The organism is Actinomadura terrae, from assembly GCF_022751215.1.
GTDB classification, from domain to species: domain Bacteria; phylum Actinomycetota; class Actinomycetes; order Streptosporangiales; family Streptosporangiaceae; genus Spirillospora; species Spirillospora terrae.
Genome location: NZ_JAICDG010000002.1, coordinates 38,786 through 55,517, shown reverse-complemented (window position 1 = coordinate 55,517; position 16,732 = coordinate 38,786). Strand labels below are relative to the sequence as shown.

11 protein-coding genes are annotated in these 16,732 nt (G+C 71.1%); 5 read left to right on the top strand and 6 right to left on the bottom strand.

Going from position 1 to position 16,732, the window contains the following annotated elements; translation table 11 throughout:
• Positions 1-109: 109 nt before the first annotated feature.
• The 4 genes from purL to purS form a co-directional block, all read right to left on the bottom strand.
• Entirely contained in the window at positions 110-2,404 is a 2,295-nt protein-coding gene (purL, locus tag K2F47_RS10370; protein ID WP_242905881.1) for a phosphoribosylformylglycinamidine synthase subunit PurL, read from the bottom strand.
• 1,097 nt (positions 2,405-3,501) lie between these two features.
• Positions 3,502-4,182 carry a phosphoribosylformylglycinamidine synthase subunit PurQ gene (gene purQ / locus K2F47_RS10365; protein WP_242902661.1) on the bottom strand — a complete coding sequence of 227 codons (681 nt, stop codon included), beginning with the start codon at positions 4,180-4,182 and terminating at the stop codon, positions 3,502-3,504.
• Between the two features lie 98 nt (positions 4,183-4,280).
• Positions 4,281-4,721 carry an ATP-binding protein gene (locus K2F47_RS10360; protein WP_242905878.1) on the bottom strand — a complete coding sequence of 147 codons (441 nt, stop codon included), beginning with the start codon at positions 4,719-4,721 and terminating at the stop codon, positions 4,281-4,283.
• 271 nt (positions 4,722-4,992) lie between these two features.
• Entirely contained in the window at positions 4,993-5,235 is a 243-nt protein-coding gene (gene purS, locus K2F47_RS10355; RefSeq protein WP_214615456.1) for a phosphoribosylformylglycinamidine synthase subunit PurS, read from the bottom strand.
• Positions 5,236-5,376: 141 nt separating this feature from the next.
• On the opposite strand from purS, the gene K2F47_RS10350 reads away from it, so the two are divergent.
• From K2F47_RS10350 to K2F47_RS10335, 4 genes are all read left to right on the top strand, one after another.
• Entirely contained in the window at positions 5,377-6,996 is a 1,620-nt protein-coding gene (locus K2F47_RS10350) for a hypothetical protein (RefSeq protein ID WP_242902660.1), read from the top strand.
• A gap of 357 nt (positions 6,997-7,353) precedes the next feature.
• A complete protein-coding gene (pdhA, locus tag K2F47_RS10345) occupies positions 7,354-8,484 on the top strand; it encodes a pyruvate dehydrogenase (acetyl-transferring) E1 component subunit alpha (RefSeq protein WP_242902659.1) in 1,131 nt (376 codons plus the stop codon).
• A complete protein-coding gene (locus K2F47_RS10340; protein ID WP_308198391.1) occupies positions 8,481-9,458 on the top strand; it encodes an alpha-ketoacid dehydrogenase subunit beta in 978 nt (325 codons plus the stop codon). The genes pdhA and K2F47_RS10340 overlap by 4 nt, the downstream gene beginning before the upstream one ends.
• Positions 9,459-9,463: 5 nt before the next feature.
• On the top strand, positions 9,464-10,891 hold the full coding sequence (locus K2F47_RS10335) for a dihydrolipoamide acetyltransferase family protein (RefSeq protein WP_242902658.1): 1,428 nt from the start codon (positions 9,464-9,466) through the stop codon (positions 10,889-10,891).
• A gap of 384 nt (positions 10,892-11,275) precedes the next feature.
• Here the strand turns inward: K2F47_RS10335 and K2F47_RS10330 are convergent, their stop codons facing one another.
• Positions 11,276-12,937, bottom strand: a complete 1,662-nt coding sequence (locus K2F47_RS10330) for an OmpA family protein (RefSeq protein WP_242902657.1) — start codon at positions 12,935-12,937, stop codon at positions 11,276-11,278.
• A 154-nt stretch (positions 12,938-13,091) separates the two neighbouring features.
• A complete protein-coding gene (locus K2F47_RS10325) occupies positions 13,092-14,927 on the bottom strand; it encodes an acyl-CoA dehydrogenase (protein ID WP_242902656.1) in 1,836 nt (611 codons plus the stop codon).
• Between the two features lie 532 nt (positions 14,928-15,459).
• On the opposite strand from K2F47_RS10325, the gene K2F47_RS10320 reads away from it, so the two are divergent.
• A complete protein-coding gene (locus tag K2F47_RS10320; RefSeq protein WP_242902655.1) occupies positions 15,460-16,728 on the top strand; it encodes a glycosyltransferase family 2 protein in 1,269 nt (422 codons plus the stop codon).
• Positions 16,729-16,732 lie beyond the last annotated feature (4 nt).

The following is a 16,732-nucleotide window of genomic DNA, read 5'->3' as shown; positions in this document are numbered from 1 at the left end:
GTGTATCGACCTGACATCGGCCTTTTGGGTTTGGCCACATAGGGACATGGAGGAGTGAACACGAAAGGACGCCCCTGATCGGGACGCCCTTCGCGACTGGTTACGACGGTCAGTTGGCGTAGCTCGGGAGCATGCGTTCGTGCGCCTCGCGCAGTTCGGCCAGCGGGATCGAGAACAGTTCCTGCTGCTCGCCCTCGGTCCCCCGGCCCGTCACGCTGAGCGAGTCGCCGCCCGCGACGCCGATCTGGGTGACCGGGACGCCCGCGGCCTCGCACAGTGCCGCCAGCCGTGCCTCGGCGCCCGGGCTCACGGCCACCATCGCGCGGGCGACCGACTCGCTGAACAGCGAGACGAACGGGTCGCCGGGCAGGGTGATCCGCGCGCCGAGTCCGCCGCGCAGGCACGACTCCACGAGCGTCTGCGACAGGCCGCCGTCCGACAGGTCGTGGACGGCGGTGACCAGGCCGTCGCGGGCGGCCTGGATCATCACCCCGGCCAGCGCCGCCTCCGCCTTCAGGTCGACCAGCGGCGGCAGTCCGCCCAGGTGGCCGTAGACGACGTGCGCCCATTCCGAGCCGCCGAACTCCTCGCGCGTCTCGCCGAGGAGCGCGAGCGTGGCGCCGTCGGAGGTGAGCGACATGTTCACGCGGCGGCGCACGTCGTCGTGGACGCCGAGGACGCCGATGACCGGGGTCGGGTTGATCGGGGTCGTGCCGGTCTGGTTGTAGAAGCTGACGTTGCCTCCCGTCACCGGGACGCCGAGGTACTGGCAGGCGTCCGCCAGGCCCTCGACGGCACGCGCGAACTGCCACATGACGCCAGGGTCCTCGGGGGAGCCGAAGTTGAGGCAGTTGGTGACGGCGAGCGGGCGGGCACCCGTGGCGGCCACGTTACGGTACGCCTCCGACAGCGCGAGCTGGGCGCCCGCGTACGGGTCGAGGCGCGTGTAGCGGCCGTTGCCGTCCAGCGACAGGGCGATGCCCAGGCCGGACTCGTCGTCGACGCGGACGACGCCCGCGTTGTCGGGCATGGCCAGTACCGTGTTGCCGAGGACGTACCGGTCGTACTGGGACGTCACCCACGTCTTGCTCGCGAGGTTCGGCGAACCGGCCAGCCACAGGACGGTGCGGCGCAGCTCGTCCGCCGAGGACGGGCGGGTCAGCCGCCCCGGCGTGTCGGACTGCAACGCGCCGAGGTCGTGCGGCGGCGCGTACGGGCGCTCGTACACCGGGCCCTCGTCGGCCGCGGTGCCCGGCGGGATGTCGACGATCGTCTCGCCGCGCCACGTCATGACCAGGCGTCCGGTGTCGGTGACGGTGCCGATGACCGTCGCCGGGATCTCCCAGCGGCCGCAGATCTCCATGAAGCGGTCGACCTTGTCGGGCGCGACCACCGCCATCATGCGTTCCTGCGACTCGCTCATGAGGATCTCCTCAGGGCGGAGCGTCGCGTCCCGCAGCGGGACCGTGTCGAGGTCGACGTGCATGCCGCCGGTTCCGGCGGCGGCCAGCTCGGTCGTCGCGCACGACACGCCGGCCGCGCCGAGGTCCTGGATGCCGACGACGAGGCCCTCGGCGAACAGCTCCAGGCAGCACTCGATGAGCAGCTTCTCCATGAACGGGTCGCCGACCTGGACGCTCGGCCGCTTCTGGTGCGACTCGTCGTCGAAGGTCGCCGAGGCCAGCACGGACGCGCCGCCGATGCCGTCCGGGCCCGTCGTCGCACCGAAGAGGATCACCTTGTTGCCGGGGCCAGGGGCGATCGCGCGCTGGATCTCATCGTGCTTGAGCACACCCACGCACAGCGCGTTGACCAGCGGGTTCTGCGCGTAGCAGGCGTCGAAGACCGTCTCGCCGCCGATGTTGGGCAGGCCGAGGGAGTTGCCGTAGCCGCCGACCCCGGCCACCACGCCGGGCAGCACCCGCTGCGTGTCGGGGGCGTCGGCCGGGCCGAAGCGGAGCGAGTCCATGACCGCGATCGGACGCGCGCCCATCGACATGATGTCGCGGACGATCCCGCCCACGCCGGTCGCGGCGCCCTGGTAGGGCTCCACGTAGGACGGGTGGTTGTGCGACTCGACCTTGAACGTGACCGCCCAGCCCTGGCCGATGTCGACGACGCCCGCGTTCTCGCCCATGCCGACGAGCAGCGCGTCCGTCTTCGGCGCCTTGTCGCCGAACTGGCGCAGGTGCACCCTGGAGCTCTTGTAGGAGCAGTGCTCGCTCCACATGACCGAGTAGATCGCCAGCTCGGACGCGGTGGGACGGCGGCCGAGGATGTCGCGGACCCGCCGGTACTCCTCGTCCTTCATGCCGAGTTCGGCATACGGCTGCGGACGCTCCGGAGTGGCCGCGGCGACCGCGACGGTGTCGGTGCCCGGCTCGACCGGGTCGACCGGGACGATCGCGGGCTGCGGACCGGTACCGGGGCCGGGGCCGAACCCGGGCCCGTCGATCACCGGCTGCGGACCCGTGCCCGGGCCGTTGATCGCCGGCTGCGGTCCGGTGCCAGGGCCGTCGATCGCGGGCTGCGGGCCCGTTCCGGGGCCGTCGACCGCGGGCTGCGGGCCGGTGCCCGAGCCGACGACCGGTTGCGGGCCCGTTCCCGGGCCGTCGACGGCGGGCTGCGGGCCGGTGCCCAGGTGCTCGGAGCCGATCGCGGGCTGCGGGCCCGTGCCCGGCCCCTGCGCCCCGAGAACCGGCTGCACCGGCTGAACGGACTGAACGGGCTGTACCGGCTGCTGGACGTGTTGCGGACCGGTCCCGAGCGTCGGCTGCGGGCCCGTCCCCAGGGGGCCCTGAGCCAGCGGATCCGGCCCGAGGTCGAGGGGCGGCTGCGGGCCGGTGCTCACCACGGGCTGCGGGCCCGTACCCGTCCCGACGAGCGGCTGCGGGCCGGTGCCCGTCCCGACCGTGGGCTGCGGACCCGTGCCGCCCCCCACGACAGGCTGCGGGCCCGTGCCGGGCCCCACGGCGGGCTGCGGGCCGGTGCCGCCCTCCACGCCGGGCTGCGAGGCGGCGCCCGGCGCGTCCGGCCGAGGAAGTTCAGGTGCGACCGAACCGTTCAGGTCCGGCGCGGTGTAGGTGGGGTCGCCGCCGGAAGGCGCCGGAACCGACATGCCCTCCTCAGCGAGCGCCCGCGCGAACTCGGGCGTGACCTCCATCGGCGGCTGCCCGTCCATGGACGCGGCGCCCTGAACGCCGAACGGCAGCGGAGCGGGCTCCACCACAGGAGCGGAAGCGGGGGCGGGCCGCTCGATGCGCTCGCCCTCCTCCAGCATCGCCTCGAAGGCCTGCGTCACCGCCGGGTCGACGGGAGAGAGCTCGGGGTCGTCGGCGTCGGACTTCAGCTCGCCGAGCCACTCCAGCGACGGCTCGTCGGAGTCGCGGCCGGCACCCCCGCCCGCGCCGCTCTCGACGAAGTCGTCCCCGGGCCCGGGGCCGGGGCCGCCCGCGTCGCGGGCGCGGTCGGTCCGTCCGGACGCGTTGGGCCGTTGCTCGCTCATGCGTTGACCAGTCTCTTGACGATCGAGGTGAAGAAGCCGAGCCCGTCGGTGGACGGGCCGGTCAATGACTCCACGGCGTGCTCGGGGTGGGGCATGAGCCCGACCACGTTGCCGGCCTCGTTGCAGATCCCGGCGATGTCGTCCAGGGAGCCGTTGGGGTTCAGGTCGAGGTAGCGGGCGACGATCCGGCCGGAGTCGGCCAGCTCGGTCAGCGTCTCCCGGTCGGCGACGTAGCGGCCGTCGGCGTTCTTGATCGGGATCACCAGCTCCTGGCCCTCGCGGTACTCGCTGGTCCAGACGGTGTCGGCGTTCTCGACGCTGAGCCGCTGGTCGCGGCACACGAAGTGCAGGCCCGCGTTGGGCAGCAGCGCCCCCGGGAGCAGGTGCGACTCGCACAGCACCTGGAAGCCGTTGCAGATGCCGAGGACGGGCAGCCCGCCCTTCGCGGCGTCCACCACCTCGGCCATCAGCGGCGCGAACCGGGCGATCGCGCCGGCTCGCAGGTAGTCCCCGTAGGAGAACCCGCCGGGCAGGACGACGGCGTCGATCCCCCGCAGGTCGTGGTCGCCGTGCCAGAGGGCGACCGGCTCGGCGCCGGCCAGCCTCACGGCCTTCGCGGCGTCCTTGTCGTCTAGGGAACCAGGGAAGGTGATGACCCCTACCCGGGCAGCGTCCATCTCTACTGTTCCTCCGAAATGAGGTGTCGCCGGAACGAGCGGGTCTCCTCCGCTGATCACCCCGCCGCGCGTAACATTCCCCCCGCGCGCGTACCAATCTACCCGGCGCTGTGCATGAGCCTGCGTTCGAGGCTCCCCACCAGCGCCTCGTCTTGCCAGGTCAGCCGCTTCCGCAGGTGGACGACGGTGCCCAGGTCGGGTGAGGAGTCGATGCTGAGGTCGTCCACCAGCGCCCGCATGATCCTAATGCCGCGCCCCGACTCGCTCAAAACGCCGGGGTCGCGCGGGGCGGGCCGCGGGCCGCGTCCCCAGTCGGTGATCTTGAGGGAGCAGCCGCCGCCGTCCACGTGCCCGGTGACCTCGTAGTCGCCGGTCGCGCGGGCGTGCTGGATGACGTTCGTGCAGGCTTCGGACGCGGCGACGAGAATATCCGCGACGCAGTCCTCGGCGACCCCGAGCCCCCGCAGGGAGTCGCCCACCACCCGGCGAACCACCGGAATGCTCAACGCCTCCCGCGGCAGCGCGAGCGAGATTCTCATTTCCACGTGAGACACCCCGTGTCGTGCCCCGGCTCCCTGGTCAGGCCCCCGGTACCGGAGCTTGCTCGACGGACTCGACGCAGCTAACACTTCCCCCGCGGAATCTTCCGTAATCGCTATAGTGTCGGCTCTTTCGCGTAAAGCCGGCCGCCGGGACTCCCACCAGGAAGCAAACGGGAAGCCGCCGTGAAATGGCACACGCCCCCTGGAACGCACCAGCCACGTTGCGCCACGCCGCATCACCCAGCGAAATATTCCACGCTATTCCCGACTAGAGAACGCGGATTTCGAAGTTCTCGATGACGGGGTTGGCCAGCAGCGTCTCGGCGATCGTGTGGACGCGCTCCAGCGCCGCCTCGTCGGCGGGCCCCTCCACCTCCACCTCGAACCGCTTGCCCTGACGGACGGCGACGACGCCCTCGTACCCCATCTGCGGGAGTTTCCGTGCGATCGCCTGACCCTGCGGGTCGAGGATCTCCGGTTTCAGCATGACGTCCACGACGACACGCGCCACGACCGCCCCCTCACTGGTCTGCGCTTTCTTTGCGATCCTGACGTACGACAACGATCCTGAAGCGTACGGCAACGATCCCGAAGCGTACGGCACCATGGCCTGACGGACCCCATCCCCTCCCCCGGACCCCGGAGCCGCCCGATGAACATCGAGGATCTGACCCCCTCGGAGCGCCGCCTCTGGGAGGCGTTCCCGCGCGGCGAGTCCGTCGACCTGGGCACGGGCGATCCGGCGCTGGACGATCCCGGCGGCACCGCGTACTGGGGTCCCGACCGTTCGGTCAGGGCGGAGGTCCTCGTCGCGCTCCTGGTCGGCGCCGTCGATCCCGAGCCCGGGCAGGTCCCGGCGGTGCGGCTCAGCGGCGCGCGGGTGACCGGCTCGCTGAACCTCGGCCACGCGGAGGTCCACGTCCCGCTCGCGCTGACCGGCTGCTCGTTCGACGAGGCGCCGCACCTGTACTGGGCGAGCATGAACAGCGTCCACCTGATGCGCTGCCGCCTGCCCGGCCTGATCGCCTCGGGCACGCGCGTGGACGGGCACCTGTGGCTGGAGGGCAGCCGCATCTCGGGCGGCCTCTGGCTGGACGGGGCGAACATCACCGGCATCCTGAACATGTCGGGCGTCCACCTGTCCAACCCGGGCGGGGACGCGCTGCTCGCCGACCGCCTCACCGTCGAGGCGAACGTCTACTGCGACCAGGGCTTCGTGGCGAACGGGGAGGTCCGGCTGCCCGGCGCCCGCGTCGGCGGACAGCTGATCTTCCGGGAGGCGCGGCTGCACAACCCGTCCGGGTCCGCCCTGTACGCGAGCCGCCTGGACGTGGCCGCGAACGTGTTCTGCGACGGCGGGTTCAGCGCCGAGGGCGAAGTGCGGCTGCGCGGCGCCCGCGTCGGCGGGTACCTCTCGTTCGTCGGCGCCCACCTGACCCACCCCGACCGGACGGCGCTCAACGCCGACGACCTCGCCGTCGAGACCGACGTCTACTGCTCGGACGGCTTCACCGCCGTCGGCGCGGTGAGCTTCGCCGGGGCCCGGGTCGCCGGGCAGCTCAGCCTGCGCGGCGCGCATCTGCGGCACGAGAACGGCACCGCGCTCAGCCTCCAGCGCTTGCAGGCCGAGGAGCTGCTGCTGCGTCCGGCCGAGCCGATCAGCGGCGTCGCCGACCTCTCCTACGCCCGCATCAACCTGCTGCGCGACGACGCGGCGACCTGGCCGGACCGCCTCCAGCTCGACGGCCTCCAGTACGAGACGCTGGAGCCGCCGCTCACCGCCCGCGAGCGCCTCGCCTGGCTGCGCCGCGACACCGACGGCTACGCGCCGCAGCCCTACGAGCGCCTCGCGCAGACCTACCGGGCGCTCGGCCTGGACGCCGACGGCCGCTCGATCCTGCTCGCCAAGGCCCGCGACCGCCGCCAGACGCAGGGCTTCTCCCGCAAGATCGTCGGCTGGTTCCAGGACGTGCTGGTCGGCTACGGCTACCGGCCGTTCCGCGCGGCGAGCTGGCTGGTCGGGCTGCTCGCGTTCGGGACGATCGTGTTCTCGGTGCACAAGCCCGAGGTCCTGGACGACGGCCACCATCCGCACTTCAACGCGTTCTTCTACACGCTGGACCTGCTGCTGCCCATCGGCAGCCTCGGCCAGGAGATCGAGTTCGCGCCCAAGGGCATCTACCAGTGGATCGCCAACTTCATCGTCGCGGCGGGCCTCCTGCTCGGCCTGACCGTCGCCGCCGGAGCCACCCGCGCCCTCTCCCGCGAGTGATCCACATCCCCGACCACCAAGCCGCACACACCGCCCGGACGAGTGATCCACATCTCTCGTTCGAGGCTTTGATGGGGATTTGGCCCCGGGTTGGCGGGGAGGATGACAGTGACGTGGCGCGGATCACGTCGAGGTCGGGCTGACCGGGAGAAACCGGGACGGTACGTCCCCGGTCGACCGCTCCAAGTGATCATCAACGCGCCGCGCCGGAACCCGGGAAATCCGGGCTTGCGTGGCGGGGTGTGAGGTCTGCCACCATGGCGTTAGCGGCTTTTGTCCCTTACCGGGGGCCGGGTCGCCGAAGTCGGCCGGTGGACGGCGATCCCGTGTACCGGCCCCGAACGAGGAGTGTCATCGATGACGATCGACTCCGTGCGCGGCGCGCCAGACACCCCCGGGCTCGCCGAGCCCGAGCTCGTGCAGCTGCTCACCCCCGAGGGTGAGCGTGTCGAGCACCCCGACTACCCGCTCGACCTCGACGCCGAGGACGTCCGCGGGATGTACCGCGATCTTGTGATCACCCGGAAGCTCGACCTGGAGGCCGTGGCGCTGACCCGGCAGGGCGAGCTCGGGCTGTGGGCGTCGATGCTCGGCCAGGAGGCGGCGCAGATCGGCTCCGCGCGGGCGCTGGGCGAGCACGACATGGTCTTCCCGACGTACCGGGAGCACGGGGTGGCGTGGTGCAGGGGCGTCGACCCGCTGTACCTGCTCGGCATGTTCCGCGGCGTCAACCACGGCGGCTGGGACCCCGCGGAGCACCGGTTCCACCTCTACACGATCGTGATCGGCAGCCAGACGCTGCACGCGGCGGGGTACGCGATGGGCATCCAGCGGGACGGGGTGCTCGGCACGCCGTCCGCCGGGGCGACGATCGCCTACTTCGGCGACGGCGCGACCTCGCAGGGCGATGTGAACGAGTCGTTCGTGTTCGCCTCGGTGTTCAACGCGCCGATCGTGTTCTTCTGCCAGAACAACCAGTGGGCGATCTCCGAGCCGCTGGAGCGGCAGTCGCGGATCCCGCTGTTCAAGCGCGCGCAGGGCTACGGCTTCCCCGGTATCCGGGTGGACGGCAACGACGTGTTCGCCTGCCTCGCCGTCACGAGGAAGGCGCTGGAGAACGCGCGGACGGGCCAGGGCCCGACGCTCGTCGAGGCGTTCACCTACCGGATGGGCGCGCACACCACGACCGACGACCCCACGCGCTACCGGCTGAAGGCCGAAGAGGAGGCGTGGAAGCTCAAGGACCCGATCGAGCGGGTCAAGGCGTACCTGGTGCGCGGCGACCTGGCCGACGCCGCGTTCTTCGAGAAGATCGACGACGAGGCGAAGGCGCTCGCGAAGGACCTGCGGGAGCGCTGCCTGGCGCTGCCCGACCCCGGCCCACTGACGATCTTCGAGAACGTGTACGCGGAGGACCATCCGCTGATGACCGAGGAGCAGGAGCGGTTCGCCGCGTACCTGGCGTCGTTCGAGGAGGAGGCGTCGTGACGACCCTGACGCTCGGCAAGGCGATGAACACGGGCCTGCGCAAGGCCATGGAGAACGACCCGAAGGTCCTCGTGATGGGCGAGGACGTCGGCAAGCTCGGCGGCGTGTTCCGGATCACCGACGGGTTGCAGAAGGACTTCGGCGAGGAGCGGGTCATCGACACCCCGCTCGCCGAGTCGGGCATCGTCGGCACGGCGATCGGCCTCGCGCTGCGCGGGTACCGCCCGGTCGTGGAGATCCAGTTCGACGGGTTCGTGTTCCCGGCGGCCGACCAGATCATCACCCAGCTCGCGAAGATGCGGATGCGCTCGCTCGGGAAGGTGTCGCTGCCCGTCGTCGTGCGCATTCCGTGCGGCGGCGGCATCGGCGCGGTCGAGCACCACTCGGAGTCGCCCGAGGCGTACTTCACGCACACGGCGGGGCTGCGGGTCGTGAGCTGCTCCAACCCGGTGGACGCCTACTCGATGATCCAGCAGGCGATCGCCTCCCCCGACCCGGTGATCTTCTTCGAGCCCAAGCGCCGCTACTGGGACAAGGCCGAGGTGGACACCGAGTCCACCGACTGGATGCCGCTGCACGCGGCGAAGGTCGTCCGGCCGGGCGAGCACGTGACCGTGCTGACCTACGGGCCATCGGTGAAGACGTGCCTGGAGGCCGCCGCCGCGGCCGCCGAGGAGGGGCGCTCGGTCGAGGTCATCGACCTGCGCTCGCTCAACCCGCTCGACATCGACACGGTGACGGCCTCGGTCGACCGGACGGGGCGCTGCGTCGTCGTCCACGAGGCGCCGGTGTTCAACGGCTACGGCGCCGAGCTGGCCGCGCGGATCACCGAGCGGTGCTTCTACCGGCTGGAGGCACCGGTGCTGCGGGTCGGCGGCTTCTCCACGCCGTACCCGCCGTCCCGGGTCGAGGAACAGTACCTGCCCGACCTCGACCGCATCCTGGACGCGGTCGACCGGACCTTCGGTTGGTGACGCCGGTGAGCAGCAAGCAGTTCCGACTCCCGGACGTGGGCGAGGGCCTGACGGAGGCCGAGATCGTCAAGTGGCACGTTCAGCCCGGGGACGAGGTCGAGATCCACCAGATCATCGTCGAGATCGAGACGGCGAAGGCGATCGTCGAGCTGCCGTGCCCGTTCGAGGGCGTGGTGACCGAGCTGCTCGTCAGCGAGGGACAGACGATCGAGGTCGGCGTCCCGATCATCACCGTGAACACAGGCGGCGAAGGCGACGGTGACGCCGCCGCGCAGCCCGAGGCGCAGGCGGCGGCACCCGAGCAAGCGGCGGCACCCGAGCCGGGGGACGCGCCGTCCATGAACGAGCCGGGGACGGTCACGCCCGACCAGCCCAAGCGCCAGCCCGTCCTCGTCGGGTACGGGGTGCGCGAGAGCGCGACCAAGCGCCGACCCCGCAAGGGCTCGAACAACGGCGCGCCACCACCGCCGCCCAGCGCCCCCGTGGCCCTGGCACCTCCAGCCCAGGCTACGGCCCCGGCGGTCCCGGCCCAAGGTTCTCCACAACCTGTGGAAAACGGCCTGCCGCTGGCGAAGCCGCCGGTCCGCAAGCTGGCCAAGGACCTCGGCGTGGACCTCACCACGGTCGTCGGCACGGGCCCGCAGGGCTCCATCACGCGCGACGACGTCCAGGCCGCGCTGTCCGCGCCGCAGGCCCCGCAGGCCGCACCGGCCGCGCCGGGCGCCCGCGAGGAGCGGCTGCCGGTCAAGGGCGTGCGCAAGGCGACCGCCGCCGCGGTGAGCGGTTCGGCGTTCACCGCGCCGCACGTCACCGAGTTCCTCCAGGTGGACGTCACGCCCACGATGGAGACCGTGAAGCGGCTGCGCGACCTGCCGGAGTTCGCGGACGTGAAGGTGTCCCCGCTGCTGCTGGTGGCGCGCGCGCTGCTCACCGCCGTGGCGCGGAACCCGATGGTGAACTCCTCGTGGTCGGACGGCCCGAACGGCGCCGAGATCGTGGTCAAGCACTACGTGAACCTCGGCATCGCGGCGGCCACCGACCGGGGCCTGATCGTCCCGAAGGTGAAGGACGCGCACGAGCTGACCCTGCCCGGCCTCGCGCGCGCGTTGAACGAGCTGACCGCGAAGGCGCGCGCGGGCAAGGCCTCGCCCGCCGACCTGACCGACGGCACGATCACGATCACCAACGTGGGCGTGTTCGGCGTCGACAGCGGGACCCCCATCATCACCCCCGGCGAGGCCGCGATCCTGGCGTTCGGCCAGATCAGGGACATGCCGTGGGTGCACGAGGGCGAGCTGGCGATCCGGAAGGTCACCACCCTGTCGCTGTCGTTCGACCACCGCATCATCGACGGCGAACTGGGCTCGCGGGTGCTCCGCGACATCGGCGACCTCCTGGAGGACCCGCTCCGCCTCCTCGCGGTCTCGTCCTGACACCCGGGCGAGGTGCGGGCCCCAGGCCCGCACCTCGCCCCGGCCGCGCCCCGTCCGACTCGCGCCTCGACCAGCGCACGCCCTGCCAGCGCACGCCCCGAACAACCCGCGGTCGGGCGGCTCGCGCCTCGACCACACCAAGGCCTGACCAGCGCGCGCCTTGATCAGCGCGCGCCTTGATCAGCGCACGCTTTGACCAGCGCGCGCGCCTTGACCAGCGCGCGCCTGTTCGGGCTGGGGCCGGGCGCTGACCGGCCTGCGCCTCGTCCTGTCCGTGCACGCCTTGATCAGCGCGGGCCTTGATCAGCGCGTGCCTGTTCGGGCCTGGGGCCGGGCGCCGACCGGCCTACACCCCGTCCTGTCTGGGGCGTGGTTCGGGCGGGGTCAGGAGACCGGGACGCTGTTCACCTTGCCGAACGGGCCGCCGTCGAAGACCACGGACGACACGTTGCCCGGCGGGGCGGGCATATAGACGACGACGCGGACCGGCTCGTTGACGCCGGTCCGGTAGCTCGCCGAGCCGGACGCCACATATGTCGCGGTGCCCCCGGCGCTCGCCGGGCCGACGCGGACGGCTCGGAACACGTCCTTCCCTCCGGGCGCGAGGATCGAGAAGGACGTGAAGAACCCGCCCGGGTAGTCCTTGTGCGCGTAGGTGGCGTTGGCTGGGGTCTGTCCGGGGCCCTCGTTGACGAGGTCGAAGACGCCGACGATGTAGGCGCCGTCCCGGTAGAAGGGCTTGACGTCGAGGCGTCGCTTGTCAGCGCCGAAACGTCCGTAACGGCTGGCGACCTTGGTGCCGTCCTGGGCGCGGAAGGCGGCCGGGGAGGAGGCTGCGCCGCGTCCGTCCGCCGGGGCCGTGGACGTGCCGCTGGTCCCGGGCGTCTGCTGCCGGACGTCGTAGGTGATCTCGACGCGGCGGTTGCGGGCGCGGGCCTTCGCGTCGTCCGCGCCGCCCTCCTTGGCGATCAGCTCGGCCTCGCCGCGGCCGTGCGCGGAGTACTTGAAGGAGTCGCCCAGCCGGGTCTTCAGCTCCTTCATCACCGCCTCGGCGCGGTCGCGCGACAGCTTGAGGTTGTAGGAGTCGCTGCCCTTGCTGTCGGTGTGGCCGTTGAAGGTGAGCGGCCGCCTGGTGGGATCGGCCTTGTCCTTGATCTCCTTGGCGGCGTCGTCCAGCACGCTCTTGGCGTTGCCCGACAGCTTCGCCGAGTTGAACGCGAACAGCACGTCGGTGCGCAGGTTGACGGTCACGTCGGACCCGCTGGAGGTGACGTCCTTGATCTCGCCCTCGGTGATGTCGTACAGGTCGACCGGCATCCCGGGCGAGCTCCCGGTGCCCGGCATCGTCGGCATCCCGGACGGCGTGCCCGTCCCCGACGTGCCCGACCCGACCGGGCCCGATCCGGACGGTGTCGGCGAGGGGCTCGGCGCCGCCGCGAGGTATCCGGCGGGCGCGCCCGAGCCGCCCGTTCCGGTCGACGTCCCCGAGCCCGGCGCGCCGCCGCCCGGCGTGTTCTGGACGGAGCCGCCGCCCGAGGTCACCGGAATCCCCGTGTACTCCCCCGTTGTGCCCGGTGTGAGCACCGTGACCTGCTGGACGGTCGGCGGGAGCGGCGGGATCTCGGCGACCAGCTCGCGGGTCGCGCCCGGCGCGAACTGGTCGCCGCCCGTGGCCGCGGCGGCCCGGTAGAACTCGCGTCCGACCGGGTCGATCACGCTCATCGGCATCGGCACCGTCTTCGACGCGGTGTCCAGCGATGTCACGCTGTAGCGCACCACCGACTTCGCGGCCTGCCGCTCGACGGCCTTGATCTCGACGCGCGCGTGCAGCCCGCTCGTCCCGGTGCCGAACCAGCCCTCCTTGACGTACTTGCCGGCGGGCGGGGCGGTGCTCGGACGGGCGCCGCCGCCCCCCTTGGCCGTCGGCGGGTCGCTGGTCTCGGCCTTGCCCGCGTCCGAGCAGCCCGCGGCGAGCAGCAGCGCGGCGAGGGAGACGGCTAGGGGGATCCTCGCAGAGGCGGGGACGCTCGCTGGGTCGGCGCGCATCGGCACTCCGGTTTCGCTGGGGGAGGCGGAGGGACGCGGCCCACAGTAGTGACACCGCGCCCCGCACGCAGCGGCCCCCGGCCCAGGAGGATGCCGGGGGCCGTGCCCCTACCTGGCCGTCCGCGCGGCGGGGGCGCGGAGCAGCCGGAATCGGTCAGAACGCTTCTTCGGGAAGGTCCATGACGTCCAGCGTGGTCGCCTCGGTGACCGCCCGGTCGGCGGCGAGGCGGGGCAGGACGGTCTGGCAGAAGAACTGCGCGGCTCCCACCTTGCCGGTGTAGAACGCCTGGTCGGAGGCGGAGACGCCGTCGCCGCCGAGCGCGTTCAGCGCGACCTCGGCCTGCCGGCACAGCAGCCAGCCGACGATCAGGTCGCCGAGCGCGATCAGCAGCCGGGAGGAGTTGAGCCCGACCCGGTAGACCTCCGCCGGGTTCTCCAGCGAGCCGACCGCCCAGCCGATCATCGGCTCCAGCATGCCCCGGACGTCTTCGAGCCCGCGGCCGAGCAGCTCGCGCTCGTTCTTGAGGCGGCCGTTGCCCGCCTCGCCGCCCGCGAACGCCTCGATCTCGCCGAGCAGCGCGTTCAGCGCGGCGCCGTTGTCGCGCAGGATCTTGCGGAAGAACAGGTCCTGGCCCTGGATGGCGGTGGTGCCCTCGTACAGGGTGTCGATCTTGGAGTCGCGGATGTACTGCTCGATCGGGTAGTCCTGCAAGAACCCGGAGCCGCCGAGGGTTTGCAGCGACTCGGCGCCGAGCAGCGCGTAGGCCCGCTCGGAGCCGAAGCCCTTGACGATCGGCAGCAGCAGGTCGTTGATCTTCTCGGCCCGCTCGTCGGTCCGTCCCTCGTGCCGGGCGATCTGGACGGCGTCCTGGTAGGACGCGGTCAGCAGCACCAGCGCCCGCATGCCCTCCGCGTACGCCTTCTGCGTCATGAGGCTGCGCCGGACGTCGGGGTGGTGGGTGATCGTGACGCGCGGGGCGGTCTTGTCGGTCATCCGCGTCATGTCGGCGCCCTGGACGCGCTCCTTCGCGTACTCCAGCGCGTTGAGGTAGCCGGTGGACAGGGTCGCGATGGCCTTGGTGCCGACCATCATCCGCGCGTACTCGATGACGAGGAACATCTGCCGGATGCCCTGGTGCACGTCGCCGACCAGGTAGCCGACCGCGGGCTCCTTCTCGCCGAAGGTCAGCTCGCAGGTCGTGGAGACCTTGAGGCCCATCTTCTTCTCGACGCCGGTGACGTGGACGCCGTTGCGCGCGCCGAGCTCACCGGTCTCCAGGTCGACCAGGTACTTCGGGACGAGGAACATCGACAGCCCCTTGGTGCCCGGCCCGGCCCCCTCGGGGCGGGCCAGCACCAGGTGGAAGATGTTCTCGGCCATGTCGTGCTCGGCCGAGGTGATGAAGCGCTTGACGCCCTCGATGTGCCAGGTGCCGTCGTCCCGCTGGACGGCCTTGGCGCGTCCGGCGCCCACGTCGGAGCCGGCGTCGGGCTCGGTCAGCACCATCGTGGCGCCCCACTGCCGCTCCAGCGCCAGCTCGGCGAACCGCTTCTGCTCGGGCGTGCCGATGTGCCAGAGGATCTGGGCGAAGCCGGGCCCGGAGGCGTAGGTGTAGACGGCCGGGTTCGCGCCGAGCACCTGCTCGGCGACCGCCCAGGTGAGCGAGCGGGGCGCGCCGATGCCGCCGAACTCGGGGGCGAGGTCGAGGCGGTACCACTCGGAGTCCATCCACGCCTTGAACGACTTCTTGAACGACTCCGGCAGCGTCACGGTCCCCGCGGCCGGGTCGAACACCGGCGGGTGGCGGTCGGCGTCCTCGAAGGACTCGGCGAGCGGGCCCTCCGCGAGCCGGTTCACCTCGTCGAGGACGCTGCGCGCGGTGTCCTCGTCCAGTTCCGCGTACGGGCCGCTGCCGAGGAGGTCCTGGCGCCTGAACACCTCGAAGAGGTTGAACTCCAGGTCCCGGAGGTTGCTCTTGTAGTGCCCCATTCGAGACTCTCCGTCCGGTCCAGCGGCGGCCCGGCGGCCCCGCGCGTCGGTACTCGTCAGTAACTCACCCTCATGCTACCCGCTGGTAACCGGCGACAACCACTCCGAACCGAATCGAGCTCGGGACGCAGACCACATCTGTACACCTAAAAGAGGGTCAATGTGACGCATTTCACAACAACAGGCTGTCACACTTACTGCACAGTACTGAGAAACGGACAGAAGACTATAAACAAGACATCACGCCATATACAACACAGTTAACTCCCAGTTGGGCGTTTCGGAATCGTGGCGAGTGCCCGTCCCAGGGATGTCATACGTCTCTTTTTTCGCTCCTGCGCACCAGAAGCCCTTGACACCCCACCAGCAAGACCGATATCGAGCCCGACCCCTCTGACCTGGTGATCTTGGATGGCCGAATATGGAAATAACGGTCCAACCACCGTCCCGGCGCATCTAACTATGTGGTGGTGCGGGGGTCACCTGAGGCAGCTGTTCTCCCCCGTGAGAACACGGGAGAGGGAGGACCGAGTTGTCATCTGTCACGGGGTGGCTGAGCGACGCCTGGGATTCGATCTCGGCGGCGACGGCCGGGGGCGACTGGAGGAAGTTCGTCCCGCTGGGCTTCGCGGGGCTGCTGGTGTGGGGGCTCTGGCTCTACCGCGTCGTGCTGTCCCGCCTGGACAGGCCGGTGGTCAACAACTTCAGGACGACGGTGTCGGTGGTGGTCCCGTCCTACCGCGAGGACCCGGAGATCCTGGTCCGCTGCCTGGAGAGCTGGCTCGCGCAGGACCCGAGCGAGGTCATCATCGTCATCGACGTCGGTGACACCGAGGGGCACCGCAAGCTCGCCGAGGTCGCCGACCCCCGCCTCCAGGTGCTGGTGTACGAGCACTCGGGCAAGCGCTCGGCGCTCGGCGTCGGCATCCGCGCCGCGCGCGGCGAGCTCATCGTGTTCGCCGACTCCGACACGTGGTGGCAGCCGGGGCTGCTGGACGCCGTCCAGATGCCGTTCGAGGACCCGCAGGTCGGCGGCGTCGGCACGCAGCAGAACGTCTACCAGCGCGAGACCAGCGTGTGGCGCCGCATCGCCGACTGGCTGGTCAACCTGCGCTACTACGACTACGTCCCGGCGATGGGCTCCAAGGGCGGCGTCGCGTGCCTGTCCGGACGCACCGCCGCCTACCGCCGCTCGGTGATCCTGCCGGTCGTGGAGAACCTGGAGAACGAGTTCTTCCTCGGACGCCGCTGCATCGCGGGCGACGACGGGCGGCTGACCTGGCTGACGCTGTCGCAGGGGTACAAGACCGTGCACCAGTCGTCGGCGCGCGCGATCTCGATGTTCCCCGACTCGTTCCGCGCGTTCTTCAAGCAGCGCATCCGCTGGAGCCGCAACTCCTACCGCTGCTACCTCACGGCCCTGTGGAAGGGCTGGCTGTGGAAGACGCCGTTCGTCACCAAGGTCACCGTCCTCCAGATCCTGCTGACCCCGGTCACCATGGGCGTGACGCTCGGCTACCTGATCTTCAGCCGAATTCTGGACAACCTGCACCCGCTCGGCATCTCGCTCGCGATCGGCTGGGTGCTGTTCGGACGCGGCGTCCGCGGCTACTCGCACCTGCGCCGCCACCCCGGAGAGATCCTGCTGCTGCCGCTGACCGCGCTGGTCATCATCATGATCTCGCTGCCGATCAAGCTGTACGCGTTCGCGACGATGAACAAGCAGGGCTGGCTGACCCGCACGTCCGACCAGGTCGGCGGCGCCGGGCAGAGCGCCAGCTCGCTCCAGGGAGTGGGCTGAGATG

Coding starts and splice junctions, on each gene's coding strand:
- K2F47_RS10350 (WP_242902660.1), top strand. CDS start 5,377: ATGAACATCGAGGATCTGACCCCCTCGGAGCGCCGCCTCTGGGAGGCG.
- K2F47_RS10325 (WP_242902656.1), bottom strand. CDS start 14,927: ATGGGGCACTACAAGAGCAACCTCCGGGACCTGGAGTTCAACCTCTTC.
- K2F47_RS10330 (WP_242902657.1), bottom strand. CDS start 12,937: ATGCGCGCCGACCCAGCGAGCGTCCCCGCCTCTGCGAGGATCCCCCTA.
- purQ (WP_242902661.1), bottom strand. CDS start 4,182: ATGGACGCTGCCCGGGTAGGGGTCATCACCTTCCCTGGTTCCCTAGAC.
- pdhA (WP_242902659.1), top strand. CDS start 7,354: ATGACGATCGACTCCGTGCGCGGCGCGCCAGACACCCCCGGGCTCGCC.
- K2F47_RS10360 (WP_242905878.1), bottom strand. CDS start 4,721: ATGAGAATCTCGCTCGCGCTGCCGCGGGAGGCGTTGAGCATTCCGGTG.